The organism is Dactylosporangium sp. CA-139114 (assembly GCF_050955725.1).
Lineage (GTDB): Bacteria > Actinomycetota > Actinomycetes > Mycobacteriales > Micromonosporaceae > Dactylosporangium.
The window spans coordinates 1,818,016-1,834,701 of sequence record NZ_CP192080.1; the positions used below are offsets into that span (position 1 = coordinate 1,818,016).

General features: G+C 72.3%; 13 protein-coding genes. 5 read left to right on the forward strand and 8 right to left on the reverse strand.

The window, feature by feature from the left end:
• Positions 1–29: 29 nt before the first annotated feature.
• The 8 genes from ACQP2P_RS08155 to ACQP2P_RS08190 form a co-directional block, all read right to left on the reverse strand.
• Positions 30–1,610 (reverse strand): alpha/beta hydrolase, encoded by a 1,581-nt coding sequence (locus ACQP2P_RS08155; protein ID WP_433619047.1) that lies wholly within the window; start codon positions 1,608–1,610, stop codon positions 30–32.
• Between the two features lie 140 nt (positions 1,611–1,750).
• Positions 1,751–2,836 (reverse strand): ATP-dependent DNA ligase, encoded by a 1,086-nt coding sequence (locus ACQP2P_RS08160; RefSeq protein ID WP_433619049.1) that lies wholly within the window; start codon positions 2,834–2,836, stop codon positions 1,751–1,753.
• 66 nt (positions 2,837–2,902) lie between these two features.
• Positions 2,903–3,790: a DNA-3-methyladenine glycosylase family protein gene (locus tag ACQP2P_RS08165; RefSeq protein WP_433614343.1), complete on the reverse strand. Its 888-nt coding sequence runs from the start codon at positions 3,788–3,790 to the stop codon at positions 2,903–2,905.
• On the reverse strand, positions 3,787–4,728 hold the full coding sequence (locus tag ACQP2P_RS08170; protein ID WP_433614345.1) for a hypothetical protein: 942 nt from the start codon (positions 4,726–4,728) through the stop codon (positions 3,787–3,789). Before ACQP2P_RS08170 ends, ACQP2P_RS08165 begins: the two co-directional genes overlap by 4 nt.
• Positions 4,725–7,202, reverse strand: a complete 2,478-nt coding sequence (locus ACQP2P_RS08175) for an AAA family ATPase (protein ID WP_433614347.1) — start codon at positions 7,200–7,202, stop codon at positions 4,725–4,727. The genes ACQP2P_RS08170 and ACQP2P_RS08175 overlap by 4 nt, the downstream gene beginning before the upstream one ends.
• Entirely contained in the window at positions 7,199–8,344 is a 1,146-nt protein-coding gene (locus ACQP2P_RS08180) for an exonuclease SbcCD subunit D (protein WP_433614349.1), read from the reverse strand. Before ACQP2P_RS08180 ends, ACQP2P_RS08175 begins: the two co-directional genes overlap by 4 nt.
• Positions 8,345–8,359: 15 nt before the next feature.
• Entirely contained in the window at positions 8,360–10,132 is a 1,773-nt protein-coding gene (locus ACQP2P_RS08185) for an ATP-binding protein (protein ID WP_433619051.1), read from the reverse strand.
• Positions 10,133–10,325: 193 nt separating this feature from the next.
• Positions 10,326–11,036, reverse strand: coding sequence for a pyrimidine reductase family protein (locus ACQP2P_RS08190; protein WP_433614350.1), 711 nt, complete (start codon positions 11,034–11,036; stop codon positions 10,326–10,328).
• A gap of 76 nt (positions 11,037–11,112) precedes the next feature.
• Here ACQP2P_RS08190 and ACQP2P_RS08195 point away from each other — a divergent pair, with 76 nt between their 5' ends.
• From ACQP2P_RS08195 to ACQP2P_RS08215, 5 genes are all read left to right on the forward strand, one after another.
• On the forward strand, positions 11,113–11,658 hold the full coding sequence (locus ACQP2P_RS08195; RefSeq protein WP_433614352.1) for a plasmid pRiA4b ORF-3 family protein: 546 nt from the start codon (positions 11,113–11,115) through the stop codon (positions 11,656–11,658).
• A gap of 338 nt (positions 11,659–11,996) precedes the next feature.
• Positions 11,997–13,310, forward strand: a complete 1,314-nt coding sequence (locus ACQP2P_RS08200) for an extracellular solute-binding protein (protein ID WP_433614354.1) — start codon at positions 11,997–11,999, stop codon at positions 13,308–13,310.
• Positions 13,311–13,400: 90 nt separating this feature from the next.
• Positions 13,401–14,378, forward strand: a complete 978-nt coding sequence (locus tag ACQP2P_RS08205; RefSeq protein ID WP_433084706.1) for a carbohydrate ABC transporter permease — start codon at positions 13,401–13,403, stop codon at positions 14,376–14,378.
• Complete coding sequence (locus tag ACQP2P_RS08210) at positions 14,375–15,286, forward strand: carbohydrate ABC transporter permease (RefSeq protein WP_433614356.1); 912 nt, start codon at positions 14,375–14,377, stop codon at positions 15,284–15,286. Before ACQP2P_RS08205 ends, ACQP2P_RS08210 begins: the two co-directional genes overlap by 4 nt.
• Positions 15,283–16,686, forward strand: coding sequence for a GH1 family beta-glucosidase (locus ACQP2P_RS08215; RefSeq protein ID WP_433614358.1), 1,404 nt, complete (start codon positions 15,283–15,285; stop codon positions 16,684–16,686). The genes ACQP2P_RS08210 and ACQP2P_RS08215 overlap by 4 nt, the downstream gene beginning before the upstream one ends.

Consider the following 16,686-nt stretch of genomic DNA (forward strand, 5'->3'; position numbering starts at 1 on the left):
GAGGCGGGGCGGGCGGCGGTGTTCGAGCGCTACTTCTCGCAGGTCGTGCCCGTGCCGGGCACCTTCAGGTCGATCAGGTAGCGGTTCACGGCGTCGATGATGCAGCCGGTCTGCGGGTACGCGGTGTGGCCCTCGCCCTTCCACGTCACCAGGGTGCCGACGCCGAGCATCTTGGCCAGGGCCGGGGCCTGCTCGTAGGGCGTGGCCGGGTCGCCCAGGGTGCCGATCACCACGATCGGGGCCGAGCCCGTGGCGGGGCCCTTCGGGTACGGGTCCCGCTTGCCCGGCCACTGGGCGCAGATGAGGTTCAGGGCCAGGGCGCCGCCGAAGAGCGGGTACTTCTGGCGCCACTGGGCCTGCAGCGCCCGGTCCTGCTCGACCGTCGGGGTGTCGTCGGAGTCGGCGCAGTTGACGGCCGAGTTGGCGTCGAACATGTTCGAGTAGTGGCCGTTCGCGTCGCGCTCGGCGTAGGCGTCGGCCAGCTGGAACATCTTGGCCGGCTTGCCGTTGCGCAGGTCGTCCATGGCCTGGGCGAGCAGGCGCCAGGAGGACTCGCTGTAGAGCGACGACACGACCGCCGTGAACACCCAGCCCGACGTCGCCTTGCGCCCGCCGGCGCCCGCGACCGGGTTGGTGCGCGCGTCCGCGATCGCCTTCATCACCACCGCGCGCGCGTCCGGGCCGATCGGGCAGGACGAGGCGTTGTCCGTGCACCACTTGCTGAAGTTCGTGAACGCCAGCTCGAAGCCGGCCGCCTGCTTCTCCGCCGACTGCTGCGTCGACTGGGTCGGGTCGACCGCGCCGTCGAGCACGAGGGCCCGCACGTGCTTCGGGAACAGCTGGGCGTACACCGCGCCGAGCAGCGTCCCGTAGCTGTACCCGAGGTAGGTCAGCTGCGCCTCGCCGACGGAGGCCCGCAGCGCGTCGAGGTCGCGGGCGGCCTGCTCGGTGGAGAACAGCGGCAGCTGGTCGCCGTATTTGTCGCCGCAGCTCTGCGCCAGCTTGCGGGTCAGCGTGACGAAGCTCTGGTAGCCCTCGTCGCTGACCGGGTCGGGGTCGATGCCGAAGTTCTGGTCGAGGTCGGCGTCGGAGAAGCACTTGACCGGCGAGGAGCGCCCCACGCCGCGCGGGTCGAAGCCGATGATGTCGAAGCGGCGCACGATCTCGGCCGGGAGGTACACCGAGCGATACACGCCGTAGTCGAACCCGGAGCCGCCCGGGCCGCCCGGGTTGATGAACAGCGAGCCGACCCGGTCACGCTGGGTGGTGGAGCGGCCGCGGACCATGGCGATGTCGTAGGTGCCCGAGTCCTTCGGGTTGTTCCAGTCCCGCGGCACCTTGACCGTCGCGCAGCTGAACTGCACGTTCTGCGGCGGGGTGGGGAAGACGCCCTTGTACGCGTCCGGGCACGGCCGCCAGTCCGCGGCCGGGATGTCGAGCCCGCCCGACTTGCCCGCGTTGGCGTCCGCGGCGCCCGACGGCGCGGCCGAGGCCTTGCTGAGCGGCCGCCCCGAGGTCGGGGTCGTGAACTGCGTGCCCGAGGTGCACCCGGCGGTGAGCGCGGCGGCGAGCGACAGCGCCAGGAACCGCCGCACCGGCCGCGGCGGAATGCGCGAAGACGAGGTGCGAGGAGACACGCCTCGGGAAGACGGGGTGCGGGAAGACGGGATGCGGGAAGACGAGGTGCGAGAGTCAGGAGCGGGGGAGCCGAGGGCGCGAGGAAGCAGGGTGCGCAGGGCGGAAAAGAAGGTCACGGACGGCCCGCCAGGACGGATTCGACGTCGAAGCGGATGGGGCGGTCCAGCTGCTCGTAGGTGCACGACAGCGGGTCGCGGTCCGGGCGCCAGCGCTTGAACTGGGCGGTGTGGCGGAAGCGGTCGCCCTCCATGGCGTCGTAGCCGACCTCGACCACGAGCTCCGGGCGCAGCGGCACGAACGACAGGTCCTTCTTGCCCGTCCAGCGGCTCACGCCGCCCGGCAGGCGGGTCGCGGCGTCGCCCGCGGGGACCGACTCCAGGCTCTGCGCCGCGGAGCCGGGGGCCTGGCCGGCCCAGTTCCACGGGTGCTCGGCGATGTTCTCGCGGTATTGGGCGAGCTCCTCGACCAGCTCGGCCCGCCGTTCGCGGGTGAAGGAGGCGGCGACGCCCACGTGGTGCAGCCGGCCCTCCTCGTCGTAGAGGCCCAGCAGCAGCGATCCCACGATCGGCCCGTCCTTGTGCCAGCGGAACCCGGCCACGACGGCGTCCGCCGTGCGGGAGTGTTTGATCTTGAACATGGTGCGCTTGCCCGGCTCGTAGAGGCCGTCGGCCGGCTTGGCGATGACCCCGTCGAGACCGGCGCCCTCGAAGCGCTCGAACCAGTCCTGGGCCACGGCCGCGTCGGTCGTCACCGGGGTCACGTGCATCGGGGGCTTCACCCCGTCGAGGGCCTCGGTGAGGCGGGCCCGGCGGGCGGCATACCCCTGCCCGGTCAGCGCCTCGTCGCCCAGCGCGAGCAGGTCGAAGGCGACGAACGAGGCCGGCGTCTGCTCGGCGAGCAGCCGCACCCGCGAGGCGGCGGGGTGGATGCGCTGGCCGAGCAGCTCGAAGTCGAGGCGGGGCTCGCCGGTGTCGCGGCGGATCACGATGATCTCGCCGTCGACCACGCAGCGGGGCGGGAACTGGGCCCGGACCTGCTCGACGACCTCGGGGAAATACCTGGTCAGCGTCTTGCCTCCGCGGCTGGCGAGCTCGACCTCGTCACCGTCGCGGAACACGATGCAGCGGAACCCGTCCCACTTCGGCTCGTAGCTCATGCCGGGCGCGCTGGGCAGGCTGGGAATGCTCTTGGCGAGCATCGGCTCGACTGGCGGCAGGACTGGCAGTTCCACGAGGCCAAGTCAACCACACAGGTACGACAAGTTTCAGAAGCGAGCGAACGACCGGATCGGCGTCCGCGGCCCGAAGCGGGGCGCCGCGATGCCGGCCCGGGCGATGAGCCCGCAGACCCGGCCGCGGTGCGGGGCGAAGGGGGCCAGCAGCTCCAGCATGTGCTCGTCGGTCCCGCGCGCCACCCCGGTCAGCGCGAAGGTGACGTGGTTCTTGATGTGGTAGTCGCCGACGGAGACCTGGTCGGCGTCGCCGTACGCGGCCCGGGTCACCTCCGCCGCCGTCCACGGCCCGATCCCGGCGATGCTCACCAGCCGCGCCGTGCAGCTCGCCGCGTCCGCGCAGCGCTCCAGCGCGGCCGCCTGCGCCGCGGCCCGCCGCAGTGTGTCGGCCCGCTTCTGCTCGATCCCGAACGGGTGGAACGCCCAGTACGGCGTCGCCGCGATGACCTCGGGCTCGGGCGGCAGGTAGAGCCCGGCGCGCGGCCCCGGGGCGGGCGCGGAGAGCTTGCGCAGGATGCGCACGTATCCGGCGTACGCCTCCTTGCCGGTCACCTTCTGCCCGAGGATCGCGGGCACCAGATGGTGGAAGACCCGCCCGGTCGCGCCGAAGCGCAGCCCGGCGTGCTCGCGGGTCAGGCGGTGCACGACGGGGTGGACGCTGGCGAGCTCGGCGAACCCGGTGACGTCGTCGCGCAGCCCGGCGATCGCGTCCGCGCGCTCGAGGAGCCAGGAGGCGCCGGGGCCGAACGCCTCGGCAGCGAGGTCGTCACCCCGCAGCTCGAACGCGATCGTCCCGGGGCCGAGCGGGGTGCGGGTCGCGAACCAGGCCGAACGGTGCGAGACGGCCATGGTCGGGTCGCCGTGGATGGACGCGAGGCCCCGGAAGGTGCCCGCGAGGTCGTACCGCGGTGGAACCTTCACGCCGCGGCCCGGGACAGGGCCCGGTGCAGCAGACGGGCGTCTCCGAGCATGGCGCGCAGCTTACGCTCCAGACCCGCGATCGGCACCAGGTTCTGCGGCGCCCTCGGGTCCTTGTACGCCTGCGAGGCGAACCGCGGCAGGGTGACCGCCGACAGATGGGCGAGGGCCACCGCGGCGGCGGGCGTGAGGTCGGCCGAGCACTCCGCCCGCACGATCCCGGACCAGGGCGCGCCGGCGGGCCCGGGCAGGCGCAGGTACCAGGCGAAGCGGTTCCAAGACGTGCCCAGCACGAACACGGGCGTGCGCTGAGCGCCCCGCAGCGCGGTGACCACGGCGGTCAGCTCGGGCGGCAGGTACTCGACCCGGTGCGTCTTGATGTACCCGAGCGCCCGCGGCAGGTGCGCCCGCTCCTGCAGCGGCCCGTCGACGATGAGCAGGTCGTCCTCGACGCGCTCCTCGCCGGAGACGCCCACCTCGAGCGCCCGCATGTGCCGCTGCACGCCGAGCGCGAGGTCCTTCGGCTCGCCGCGGGAAACGCGCCGGAAGGGGTACCGGATGCTGCCTGCGACCACCGGCGGCACGTGCCCGGCGGAGGTGAACAGCCCCCGCTCGATGCGGGCGGTGGCGATCCGCGCCGCGCCCCGGTCCAGCTCGCAGCAGACCACCCCGGCGGCGTAGGAGGCGGCGACGCCCGGGTGCGTGGTCCCCTCGTCGTCGGTGATCCAGACCCGCGCGTCGATGCGCTGCACCCCGTCGACGATGAGCACGGTGCCGGGCGCCGCGAGGCCGGACGGCGGGTCGACGGGTCGCCAGGCGTCCGCGGGCAGCTCGACATCGGGCTGGATCTGCGCCGTGCTCTGCGCCTGCGGCCCCGAGCTCTCGCTCGCCTCGAAGGAGAGCCCGTACGCGGGGTCCCAGGCGTCCACGTGCAGCTTCACAGGCCCACCCGCTCGATGCGGGCCGTCCGCGCGTCGCGGCGGACCTCGAAGCGCACGGGAATCCGCTCGGCCAGGGCCCCCACGTGGGTCACGACGCCCACCATGCGGTCGCCGCGCGCGGCCAGGTTCTCCAGCGTCACCGCGACGGTGTCGAGGGTGGCCGTGTCCAGGGTGCCGAAGCCCTCGTCGAGCACGATCGACTCCAGGCTCGCCGACGCCGCCGACAACCCCGCGAGCTGCTCGGACAGGGCCAGCGCGAGGGCCAGCGAGGCCTGGAACGTCTCGCCGCCGGACAGGGTGCGCACGGCCCGGCGCAGGCCCGCGTCGTGGTGGTCCACGACGAAGAACTCGCCCTTGTCGTGGCCGAGGTCGTACTGCCCCGACGACAGCTCCCGCAGCGTGCGCGACGCCCCCTCGACGAGCGTGTCGAGCGCCTCGGCGAGCAGCCAGCGCTCGAAGCGGTCCGCCCGCAGGTGCTGGGCGAGGGCCTTGGCGACCTGCGCCTCGCGGGCCATCTCGTCGCGCTGCTCGCGCATCCGGGCCGCGTCCGCGCGCCGCTCCTCGACCCGGCGCCGGGCCGCGTCCGCGCGCTCGAGGGCGACCGCGGCGTCGCGGGCCGGGTCGCCGCCCGGCGCGGGCAGCCCGGCCCCGGCGAACCGCGCGGCGAGCTCGTCGCGGATGCCGGACACGCGGCGCTCGGCCTCGCGCACCTCGTCCAGCGCCGCCTGGCGCCCGGCCCGGCGGCGGCCCGCCTCGCCAGCGGCCCAGGCGTGCAGGGTCGACCAGGCGTCGGCGAGGTCGTCGCGGTTCGCCGGCGGCGGGCCGAACGCGGCCAGCCCGTCGCGGGCCCCGTCGAAGCCGCGCCAGGCGCTGCGCAGCCGCTCCTCGGCCCGGTCGGCCTGCCCGGCGGCGTTGCGCTGGGCCTCGCGGGCCTTGCGGACCTCGGCGCCCGCCTGCTCCAGGCCGCGGTTCAGCGCGGCGATGCCGTCGAGGTCGCGCTGCAGCGCCTCGGGCGCGGGCGCGTCCCGCAGCGCGGCATCGAGCTCGCCGAGCCGCTGGTCGAGCTGCTGCGCGTGGGCGCGCGCGGTCGCGAGGGCCCGGTCGAGGTCCCGCGCCGAGCGGTCCCGCTCCTGCACCACCTCGTCCGCGGCGCTCGAGCGCTTGCGGGCCAGCTCGCCGGCCTTCTTCGCCGCGACCACGGCGGGCTCGTGCGGCTGGTCGGGCAGCTTGTGCACGGTCTGCTCGCAGACCGGGCAGGCCTCGCCGACGCGCAGCCCCGGCCGCAGCGCGACGGCCTGGTCGGTGGCCATGGCGGCGTTGTAGGCCTCGAACGCGGCCTCCAGGGCGAGCCGGGCCTTGGCCGCGTCCGCGCGCGCGGACTCCAGGGCCGCCGCGGCCTTGCCGTGCTCGGCCTCCGCGGCCCGCAGCGTCGCGCGCACGGTGGAGGCCTCGGCGAGCAGGCGCGAGCGGGCCGCGTGGTGGTCGAGCAGCCGGCGCAGCGCCGTCGCGTCCCCGGCCGACTGCAGCTCCCCGCGCAGCTTCTCCTCGCGCTCCTCCGCGGCCCGGGCGGCGTCCATCGCCCCGGCGACCGCGGCGCGCGCGGTGGCGGCGGCCGCGGCGAGGCCGGCCGCGTCGGCGGGCACCGCCACCGAGGAGAGGCGGGCGATCTCCGCGTCCAGCGTGGCCAGGGCGGTCGCGGCGAGCCCGGCGAGCTTGCCGGCGTCGGCGAGGCGGGGCGCGATGGCGTCGACGGCGGCGGCGACCTCGCGCAGCGCCTCGACCCGGGCCTCCGCCGTGGCCAGGGCGGCGTCGTCGATGTCGGCGAGGGCGTGGAGCTGGTCGTCGAGCACCTTGAGCCTGGCCTCGGCGGTGGTGCCCTCGGCCTGCGCCCGCTCGCGGATCTTGCCGTACACCTCCAGCCCCAGCAGATTCACCAGGATCTTCTGCCGCTCGGCCGGCTTGGCGTGCAGGAACGCGGCGAACTCGCCCTGGGGCAGCACCACGCACTTCGTGAACTGCTCGTAGGGCAGCCCGACGACGGTCAGCACGGCGGTGTCGACCTCGCCCGGGGTCCCGGCCAGGACCTCGGCGATGTCGTCCTGCTCGAGCCCGAACTCCAGCTTGCCCAGGTCGAGCCCGGGCGCCAGCATCTCCAGCCCGGCGTGCTTGGTGGTCACGGCGCCCTTGGCGTCGCGGCGCACGACGCGGGTGAGCACGTAGCGCTTGCCGGCCGACTCGAAGATCAGCCGCACCCGGGCCTCGGCCGCCGACGGTGCGAGGGCGTTGGCGATCGCGCGCCGGTCGCCCCAGCGGGGCACGGTGCCGTACAACGCGAAACAGATGGCGTCGAGCACCGTCGACTTGCCCGAGCCGGTCGGCCCGACCAGCGCGAAGAAGTCCGTGTCGGTGAAGTCGACCGTGGTGGGCTCGCGGAACACGGTGAACCCGTCGAGATCCAGCCGCACGGGCCTCATGAGTGCATCACCTCGTCGTGCAGCCGGTGGAACAGGTTCACGGTCGCCTCGTCGGCGTGCCCGCGCTGGCCGAGGTAGTCGGCGAACAGCTCGCCCGCGGAGCGGCCCTCCCGCGGCGCCTCGCCGCGCCCGGCGCCCGGGCCCGGCAGCAGCTTCGGGTCGATGCGCACCTCGAGCGCCTTGGGCAGCAGCTCCTGCACCTCCTCGCGCAGGCCGGCGCGGGGGGCCTCCTGGACGTACACCCGCAGCCAGGCGTCGCCGGTGTCCAACGTGGACAACTGGGCGAGGGTGCCCCGCACGGTGCGCAGGGGCGTCGCGACCGGCAGCGGGATCTCGCGCACCCGCGCGGCGGTGCTCGCGGTGACGTCGACGACCGCGACGGAGACGATGTTCTCCTCCTCGCCGAAGTCGATCGGCAGCGGGCTGCCGCTGTAGCGGATCGGGCAGGGGCCGGCGACGGGCTGCGGGCGGTGCAGGTGGCCCAGCGCCGCGTAGTGCACGGAGGACGGGAAGACGCTCGCCGGGACCGCGTACCCCATGATGGTGTGCGCCTCCCGCTCGCCGCCGCCCATCGTGGCGCCGATGACGGTCAGGTGGGCGGTCAGCAGGTTCACGGTGTCCTCGCCGAAGCCCTTGGCGAGCCGCGCGATGAGCTCGCCGATGTAGCCGGCGTAGGACTGCGTCATCTCGGCCGCGGAGAGCTCGAACATCTCGCTCGCGCGCACGGCGTAGCGCTGGGAGAGGAACGGCAGCGCGATGAGCCGCCACGGCTCGCCGTTGCCGCAGACGCCGGACAGCAGGTGCTCCTCGGGCCGGCCGATCGCGCCGCGGATGGTGATCCCGGCCGCGTCGGCCCACGGGCGCAGCGCGTCGAGCGCGTTGCCGTTGTCGTGGTTGCCGCCGATGACCACCACGTCGGCGCCGGTGCGGCGCAGTGCCGAGAGGCCGCGGGTGACGATCTTCGTGGCGTCGGCGGTCGGGGTCGCCGTGTCGTAGAGGTCGCCGGCGACGATCACGAGGTCGGGGCGCTCGGCCTTGGCGACGTCCACGAGCCCGTTGATGGCCGCGATGTGGTCGGGGCCCCGGGACTGTCCTTTGAGGACCTTGCCGACGTGCCAGTCCGAGGTGTGCAGGATCCGCAAAGCTGCCGGCCTTTCCTAGAACGGGATGTCGTCGTCGCTGATGCCGCCGCCGCCGACCCGGGCCACGACCGCGAACGGGTCGGTAGCGGCCTGGGCGATCGAGCGCAGGGTGGCGGCGGGCGGGGGTCCGGCCTCGGCCGGGCGGGTCGCCCACGAGGGGAACGGGAACTCGATGCACAGCGGCACCGGGATCTCCGGCTGGGACACGAACATGGTGCCGGGCTTGGCCAGCAGGGCGCGCTGTCGCTGGGCGGGCGGGAGGAAGCCGTACTCCGGCCGCGACGCCTCGGCCGGGTCGAGCCGCCCGACGACCCGGATCGCGGAGTTGGCCACGATGCGCCGCTCCACCTCGCTCGCGGTCTGCTGGGCGCCGATGAGCACCACGCCGAGGGAGCGCCCGCGCTCGGCGATGTCGAGCAGCACCTCCTTGATCGGGCTGGTGCCCTCCCGTGGCGCGTACTTGTTCAGCTCGTCGAGCACCACGAACAGCAGCGGCTTGGCGGTGCCGGCCTTCTCCTTGCGCTCGAACTCGGTGCGCAGCGTGACGCCGACGACGAACCGCTGCGCCCGGTCCGGGAGGTTGTGCAGGTCGACCACGGTCACCTGGGCCGACTCGGCGGTGTTGATCTGGTGCGGTTTGCGCTGGGCGAGGTCGCCGCGGATCAGCCGGGACAGGTCCTTCTTGCTGCCGATCAGCCGGCGCGCGAACGCGTTCACGGTGCCGAGGCCGACGGCGCTGCCGGCCCACTGCCCGCGGGTGGCGTCGTCGTTGAGCTGCTCGACGAGGTAGTCCACGAGGTCGGCGTAGGAGTTCAGGCGGGTGCCGTCGACCGCGACCCCGCCCTCGGCCGGCTGGGCGACGCGCGCCAGGTGCGCGGTCACGGAGTGCACGACCATCGTGTACTGCTGCCGCTCGTCGTCGGCGTCGGCGAACACGTACGGCAGCAGCCGGTCGGCGCAGAACTCCGTCAGCGTCCAGTAGAAGGCGTCGACGCCGGACAGCCGGCTGCTCACGTCCGGGGTGCCGGAGGAGTCCCCGGCCCGCGGCGGCGCGTAGACGCGCACGTCCGGGAACGGCCCGGCGACCAGCCCGAGGCGCGCGTAGGCGTCCTCGGTGGCCTGGTCCAGCCGGCTGTTGGGGTGGTCGAGGAAGAGCAGGTCCTCGCCCTTGACGTTGAAGATGAGCGCGCGGGTGTTCGCGGTCTCGCCGGCGCCGCCGAGCACGCCGGAGCGGAAGACGGAGTAGAGCAGGAAGGTCGCGAAGCTCGTCTTCGTGGCCACGCCGGAGATGCCGGAGATGGACACGTGGGCGCCCCGCGAGCCGTCGAGGAAGTCGGCGTTGAGGAACATCGCGGCGCCGTCGCGGCCGAAGCCCATCGGGATGGTGCGCTCCATGCGGTCGAAGTACAGCGCCCCGGCCCGCGCGTCGCCCTGGGCCCGGCGGACGAGCGCGCCCGGGGTCGGGGGGACGTACACCTCCGGGTCGACGCGGGTCGTGGTGATCTCCGCGGCCTCCTGGATCGTGGCCGGCAGCGTGCCGTCGGCGACCAGGAACACGTCGGAGTCGAACACGACGCCCTCGTGGCGGGCCCGCACCGCGGTCACCACGCCGGCGATGGTCACCGGGTCGTGTTCGGGCAGATCACGCTCCGTGACGACGACGTCGTCGAGCTGGAGGTAGGCGCCGTCCTCGACGGCGACCCAGAACGTCAGCGGCGTGGCGTCGGCGGTGCCGAGCACGCGCCCGACGACCGGCCCGCCCGAAGCGGCTGCGGACTCGTCCTCCATGGCGTTCGACCCCCAGTACATGTGTTCGCCTGTGCATCGTGCCCCACGCCGCCCACAAGGGCGAAGGCACCACGCCACGGTCGATGGATGAGTGTCCCATTCACCTGGGCAAAAGGGGACGAACCCGGGCACGATGCATCGCTGTCCACAGGCTTGCGGCACCTTGTCCACAAGGATGTGGACGATCCTGTGGTCAACGAGCGTGGCGCAGGAAGAGCAACCCTTCGTCCATGAGCACGTGACGCAGGGTGAGCCGCTCCGGGGCGGCGAGGGGCGGCCCGTCGGTGATCCGCCCGGCCCCGGGGCCGGCGAGCAGTGGCGAGAGCGTCAGGCACAGCTCGTCGACGAGCCCGGCGGCGGTGAGGGAGCCGAACAGCCGCGGCCCGCCCTCGCTGAGCAGGTGCGCGAACCCCCGCTCGCGCAGTGCCGCGATCCCGGCGGCGAGATCCACCTCGCCGTCACCGACGGTGATGATCTCGGCCACGTCGGCCAGCCGGCCGGGGTCGGCCCCGGCGCGGGTGAGCACGATCGGGCGGACCGGGGCGCCGGCCAGGGCGTCCTGCCCGGGGTCGAGGTCGAGGCGCCCGGAGACGATGACCAGGGTGGGGTACTCACGCAGCCCGTTCGCCCCCCGCCAGGCCCGCCGGTCGGCGTCGAGGCGCAGCGCGTGGTACCCCTCCTCGCGCACGGTCCCCGCGCCCACCACGAGCGCGTCGCAGAGCATGCGCAGGACCCCGAAGACGCGCTTGTCGGCCGGCCCGGACAGCGGCGCGCTGCGCCCGTCCACGTGCCCGGCCCCGTCCAGGCTCGACACGAAGTTCAGCCGCAGCCAGGGGCCCGGCGGGGTTCGATACAGGTCGATCAGATCCGGTTCGGCGACGACGCCGGGCCACAGCTGCTGCACCCGCCGAATCTACTTGGCGGGAGATCGCGGCGTAGGGCTGCGGCGCGGGGGAGGCGCACCCGACAATGGCTGCACCATGGCTCGCATGATCTACCAGCTGCGCATCGCGCTGGACGGCGTCGACCCGCCGGTCTGGCGGCGGGTGCTGCTGCCCGGCGCGTTCACGCTGGACCGCCTGCACCGGATCGTCCAGCTGGCGATGGGCTGGGGCGACCGGCACCTGCACGTGTTCGACATCGACGGGGTGCAGTACGGCACGCCGGACCCGGACGGGCTGCTCGAGGTGCACGACGAGCTCGAGCACCGGCTCGACGCCGTGGCGGGCAAGGGCGCGCGGCTGCGCTACACGTACGACTTCGGCGACTGGTGGGAGCACGACGTGACGGTCGAGGACGTCGTGCCGGCCGACCCGGGCGTGCGCTACCCGATGTGCACGGGCGGCGAGCGCGCCTGCCCGCCCGACGACGTCGGCGGGCCGCCGGGCTACCGCGACTTCCTGGCGGCGTACGCGGACCCGCGCCACCCCGATCACGAGGCCATGCGGGCGTGGCTGGGCCGCGACTTCGACCCCGCCGGATTCGACGCCGGGCGGGTCAGCACGCTCCTGCGCCGGATGACCTGAGTAACTTTCAGCCGACTTGGGGCCCCAACCTGGGGTCGTAACGCTCCGTAGAGCTTTGCCGCACCCCCAAAAGCCGCGAATCCGGCGAAAAGGTCGCCTGGAAATCTTGCGGTAACGAAATGGGAACGCTCCCATTGCCCCATTGACACGCCGTCGTTCGCGGTCCAGTCTCATGGGAGCGCTCCCGCGGCTGTGGCCGGTGCCACACCCCGCAGCCGTGGGAGACATCAACTCGCATGACCGCCAAACCGCCGGCGGGGCGTCACCCTGCCCGCCGCCGTACGCATCAACACCCCCCACACCACACCCACCCATCACGACCTGAGAGAGGGGTCAGGATGAGTTTCACCTCGCGCCGCATGCGCTCCGTCGCCGCGGCCGCACTGACCGTCGGGCTCGCCCTCGGCATGGGCGCCTGCAGTGCCAAGAAGGACGACGCGGGATCCGACGGCAGCACCGGCGGCCCGGTCACGATCTCGCTGTCCTACTTCGGCACGCCCGGGTTCACCCAGGCGGTCAAGGATTTCGAGGCCGCCAACCCGAACATCAAGGTGGACATCAAGAACGAGGGCCAGACCAAGGACTTCGTGCCGAAGCTGGCCCAGCAGCTCTCGGCGGGCAGCGGCGCGAGCGACGTGGTCATGCTCGAAGAGGGCATGCTCCTGCAGTACCTGAAGGACAACAAGCCCTTCGCCAACCTGCTCGACCTCGGCGCGTCGTCGCTGGAGAGCGAGTACCTGCCGTTCAAGTGGAAGAACGCGTTCACCGCGGACGGCAAGAAGCTCGTCGGTCTCGGCACCGACGTCGGCCCGCTGGCCATGTGCTACCGCAGCGACCTGTTCCAGCAGGCCGGCCTGCCGACCGACCGTGACGCCGTCAGCAAGCTCTGGCCGACGTGGGCCGACTACGTCAAGCAGGGCGAGGTCTTCAAGTCCAAGAACCTGAAGGCGACCTGGCTCGACTCGGCGACCTCGGTCATGCAGCCGTACATCATGCAGAACAGCGACACCTGGTTCTACGACAAGAGTGACAAGTACATCGGCGACACCAACCCGGTCGTGAAGAAGGCCTACGACCTCGGTCTGGACATGGCCTCCAAGGGCCTGACGGCGAAGCTGGCCCGCTGGTCGACCGACTGGGACGCCGCGTTCAAGAACTCCGCGTTCGCGACCGTGCCGTGCCCGCCGTGGTACACGGGTGTCATCAAGGAGCGCGCCGGCGACGCCGCCAAGGGCAAGTGGGACATCGCCACGATCCCCGGCGGCGGCGGCAACTGGGGTGGCTCGTACCTCGCGATCCCGGAGCAGAGCAAGAACAAGAAGGCCGCGTTCGAGCTCATCAAGTTCCTGACCGGCAAGCAGGGCGGCATCGACGCCTTCAAGGAGGCGGGCCCGCTCCCGTCGTCGCAGTCGGCCCTGGCCGACCCGCAGATCGCCGGCGCGACGAACGACTACTTCAACAACGCTCCCGTCGGCAAGATCTATGTCGACGCCGCCAAGACCCTCAAGCCGATCTACCTGGGCCCGAAGCACCAGGCCCTCTGGGAGAACGCGTTCGAGCCGGCCATGCAGGCCGCTGAGCAGGGCAAGCTGAGCGCTCAGGCGGGCTGGGACAAGGCCATCAAGGACAGCAAGGCGCTGGCCGAGGGCTGATCGGAACCCCGATCGACACCGGGCGGAGGTGGCGGCAACTCGCCACCTCCGCTCGCCAGCGACCGGGCTTAGGCGTAAAGGACCACACCAATGACCACCAATGTCGAGGTCGCCGGGCCTCGCCACGGGCGGAGGGACCCGGTGCCGCCGACGCCCCGGCGCTCGCTGCGCCTCGGCCGGCTGGACATCAAGTACTCGCCGTACCTCTTCGTAGCGCCGTTCTTCCTGCTCTTCGCGGTCTTCGGCGCCTACCCGCTCGTCTACACCGCGGTGCTGTCGCTGCGCAAGAACACGCTGACCGGCGGTGACCAGGGCTTCGTCGGGTTCGAGAACTACACGAAGGTGCTCACCGACGAGCACTTCTGGACCGTCATCGGCAACACGTTCGGGCTGTTCATCATCTCGACCGTGCCGCAGCTCATCTTCGCGCTGATGATCGCCAGCTGGCTGAACAAGAAGATGCGCGCCCGCACCGCGATCCGCATGGGCGTGCTCATCCCGAACATCACCTCGGTCGCCGCCGTCGGCATCGTCTTCGGCCTGATCTTCGCCGACCGCTACGGCCTGGCGAACTGGCTGCTGCAGAGCGTCGGCTTCGACCCGGTCGAGTGGCGCAACCACCGCTGGTCCTCCTGGACCGCGATCGCCTTCATGGTCGACTGGCGCTGGACGGGGTACAACGCCCTGATCTACCTCGCCGCGATGCAGGCGATCCCGAAGGAGCTCTACGAGTCGGCCTCCCTCGACGGGGCCTCGGCCATCCGCCGCTTCTGGCGGATCACGGTGCCGCTCATCCAGCCGACGATCCTGTTCACGGTGATCATCTCGACCATCGGCGGCATGCAGCTGTTCACCGAGCCGCTGCTGTTCAACTACGGCCGCATCCAGGGCGGCTCGCTCAACGAGTTCCAGACGGTCGCGATGTACATCTACGAGACCACGTTCACGAACAACTTCAACGTGGGCCGGGGCTCGGCGATCTCCTGGCTGCTGTTCCTGATCATCCTGGTTTTCGCCCTGGTCAACTTCCTGCTGGTGCGCCGCTCGGTGAGGGGGCAGACGCAATGAGCACCATGACCCCGACCAAGCCCGTCACCCGGCCGGCCCCGGCGCCGAAGCGCCCCGGCCGCGTCCGCAGCGCCTCCGCGGCGCTGTGGGAGGCGAGCCCGCTGACCTACCTCGCGCTGATCCTCACGATCGTGCTGTCGATCTTCCCGATCGTGTGGTCGTTCATCGTGGCGTCGCGGGACAACAGCGCGGTGACGGACATCCCGCCGCCGCTCACGCCGGGCGGGAACTTCTTCTCCAACGCCCAGCGGGTGCTGGACAACACCGACGCGAACTTCGTCTACGGCCTGGTCAACTCGGCCATCGTGGCCGGCTGCGTGACGCTGTCGGTGGTGTTCTTCTCGACGCTGGCCGGCTTCGCGTTCGCCAAGCTCAAGTTCCGCGGCAAGAACGCGCTGCTGCTCGTCATCATCATGACGATGATGATCCCGACGCAGGTCAACATCATCCCGCTGTACCTGCTGATGGTGAAGCTCGACTGGACCAACACGCTGCAGGCGGTCATCGTGCCCTTCCTGGTCAAGGGCTTCGGCGTGTTCATGATCCGGCAGTACGCCGAGTCGGCGATCAGCGACGAGCTGATCGAGGCGGCGCGGATGGACGGAGCCTCGACGTGGCGCACATACTGGAGTGTCGTGCTCCCGGCGCTGCGCCCGGCCGCGGCCGTCCTCGGCCTGCTGACGTTCATGGAGACGTGGAACGACTTCCTCTGGCCCTACGTGGTGCTCAACGGTGACACGCCGACCGTCCAGGTCTCGCTGAACATTCTGGCCACCGGTTACTACAAGACGGACTACGTGCAAGTCTTTACCGGGACAGCCCTGGCGATCGTGCCGCTGCTCATCGTGTTCATCGCATTCGGCCGCCAGATCATCGGCGGCATCATGGAAGGTTCGGTCAAGGCGTGACCAACATCGACCCGCTGACGTTCCCACCCGGATTCCTCTGGGGGGCGGCCACCGCGTCGTACCAGATCGAGGGGGCGGCCGCCGAGGACGGCCGCACACCCTCCATCTGGGACACGTTCAGCCACACCCCCGGGCGGACGAAGGGCGGCGACACCGGCGACGTGGCGTGCGACCACTATCACCGCTACCGCGAGGACGTCGCGCTGATGGCCGACCTGGGGCTGGGCTCCTATCGGTTCTCCATCGCGTGGCCCCGCGTGCAGCCGGGCGGCCGCGGGTCGATGAACAGCAAGGGCCTCGACTTCTACCGGCGGCTCGTGGACGAGCTGCTGGAGCGCGGGATCACCCCGTGGGTCACCCTGTACCACTGGGACCTCCCGCAGGAGCTCGAGGACGCCGGCGGCTGGCCGGCCCGCGACACCGCCGCCCGGTTCGCCGACTACGCCGCGCAGGTGCACGGCGCGCTCGGCGACCGGGTCCGGCACTGGACGACGCTGAACGAGCCCTGGTGCTCGGCGTTCCTGGGCTACGCCTCCGGCGTGCACGCCCCGGGCCGCAAGCACGCCCCGGACGCGCTCGCCGCGACGCACCACCTGCTGCTCGGCCACGGCCTCGCGGTGCAGGCGATCCGCGCGAACGGCCCGGACGCCCAGCTCGGCATCACGCTGAACCTCTACGCGATCTCGCCGGCCGACGCGGACTCCGCGGCCGACCGCGACGCCGTGCGGCGCATCGACGGCCTGGCCAACCGCCTGTTCCTGGATCCGGTACTGCTCGGTGCCTACCCGGACGACGTCCAGCAGGACCTGCGCGAGGTCACCGACTTCGGCTTCGTGCACGACGGCGACATGCGGACCGTCTCGGCACCGCTGGACCTGCTCGGCGTGAACTACTACAGCCGGCACGTGGTCGGCGCGCCCGACCCGGACGCGCCCGCCGAGCCCTACTGGCGGGCCCCCACGTCCTGGCCCGGCAGCGAGCACGTCCGCTTCCACCAGCGGCCGGGCGTGCCCGTGACCGACATGAACTGGGAGGTCGACGCGCCCGGGCTCACCGAGACCCTGGTGCGGGTCGCCCGGGACTACCCGGCGATCCCGCTCTACGTCACCGAGAACGGGGCGGCCTACGTCGACACCCGCACCGCCGACGGCGAGATCGACGACGTCGAGCGGGCCGAGTACTTCGACGCGCACTTCCGCGCCGGCCTGGCCGCGATCGAGCAGGGGGCCCCGCTGCGGGGGTACTTCGCGTGGTCGCTGCTGGACAACTTCGAGTGGGCATGGGGGTACACCAAGCGCTTCGGCCTGGTGGGCATCGACTACGACACACAGACGCGCACGGTGAAGACCAGCGGGCACCGCTACCGCGAGGTCATCAAGCGCAACGGCCTGGCCGAGTAG

Bases quoted from the DNA above. Each gene is read 5' to 3' on its own strand.
- ACQP2P_RS08160 (WP_433619049.1), bottom strand. From the start codon at position 2,836: ATGCTCGCCAAGAGCATTCCCAGCCTGCCCAGCGCGCCCGGCATGAGC.
- ACQP2P_RS08175 (WP_433614347.1), bottom strand. From the start codon at position 7,202: ATGAGGCCCGTGCGGCTGGATCTCGACGGGTTCACCGTGTTCCGCGAG.
- ACQP2P_RS08185 (WP_433619051.1), bottom strand. From the start codon at position 10,132: ATGGAGGACGAGTCCGCAGCCGCTTCGGGCGGGCCGGTCGTCGGGCGC.
- ACQP2P_RS08195 (WP_433614352.1), top strand. From the start codon at position 11,113: ATGGCTCGCATGATCTACCAGCTGCGCATCGCGCTGGACGGCGTCGAC.
- ACQP2P_RS08200 (WP_433614354.1), top strand. From the start codon at position 11,997: ATGAGTTTCACCTCGCGCCGCATGCGCTCCGTCGCCGCGGCCGCACTG.
- ACQP2P_RS08205 (WP_433084706.1), top strand. From the start codon at position 13,401: ATGACCACCAATGTCGAGGTCGCCGGGCCTCGCCACGGGCGGAGGGAC.
- ACQP2P_RS08210 (WP_433614356.1), top strand. From the start codon at position 14,375: ATGAGCACCATGACCCCGACCAAGCCCGTCACCCGGCCGGCCCCGGCG.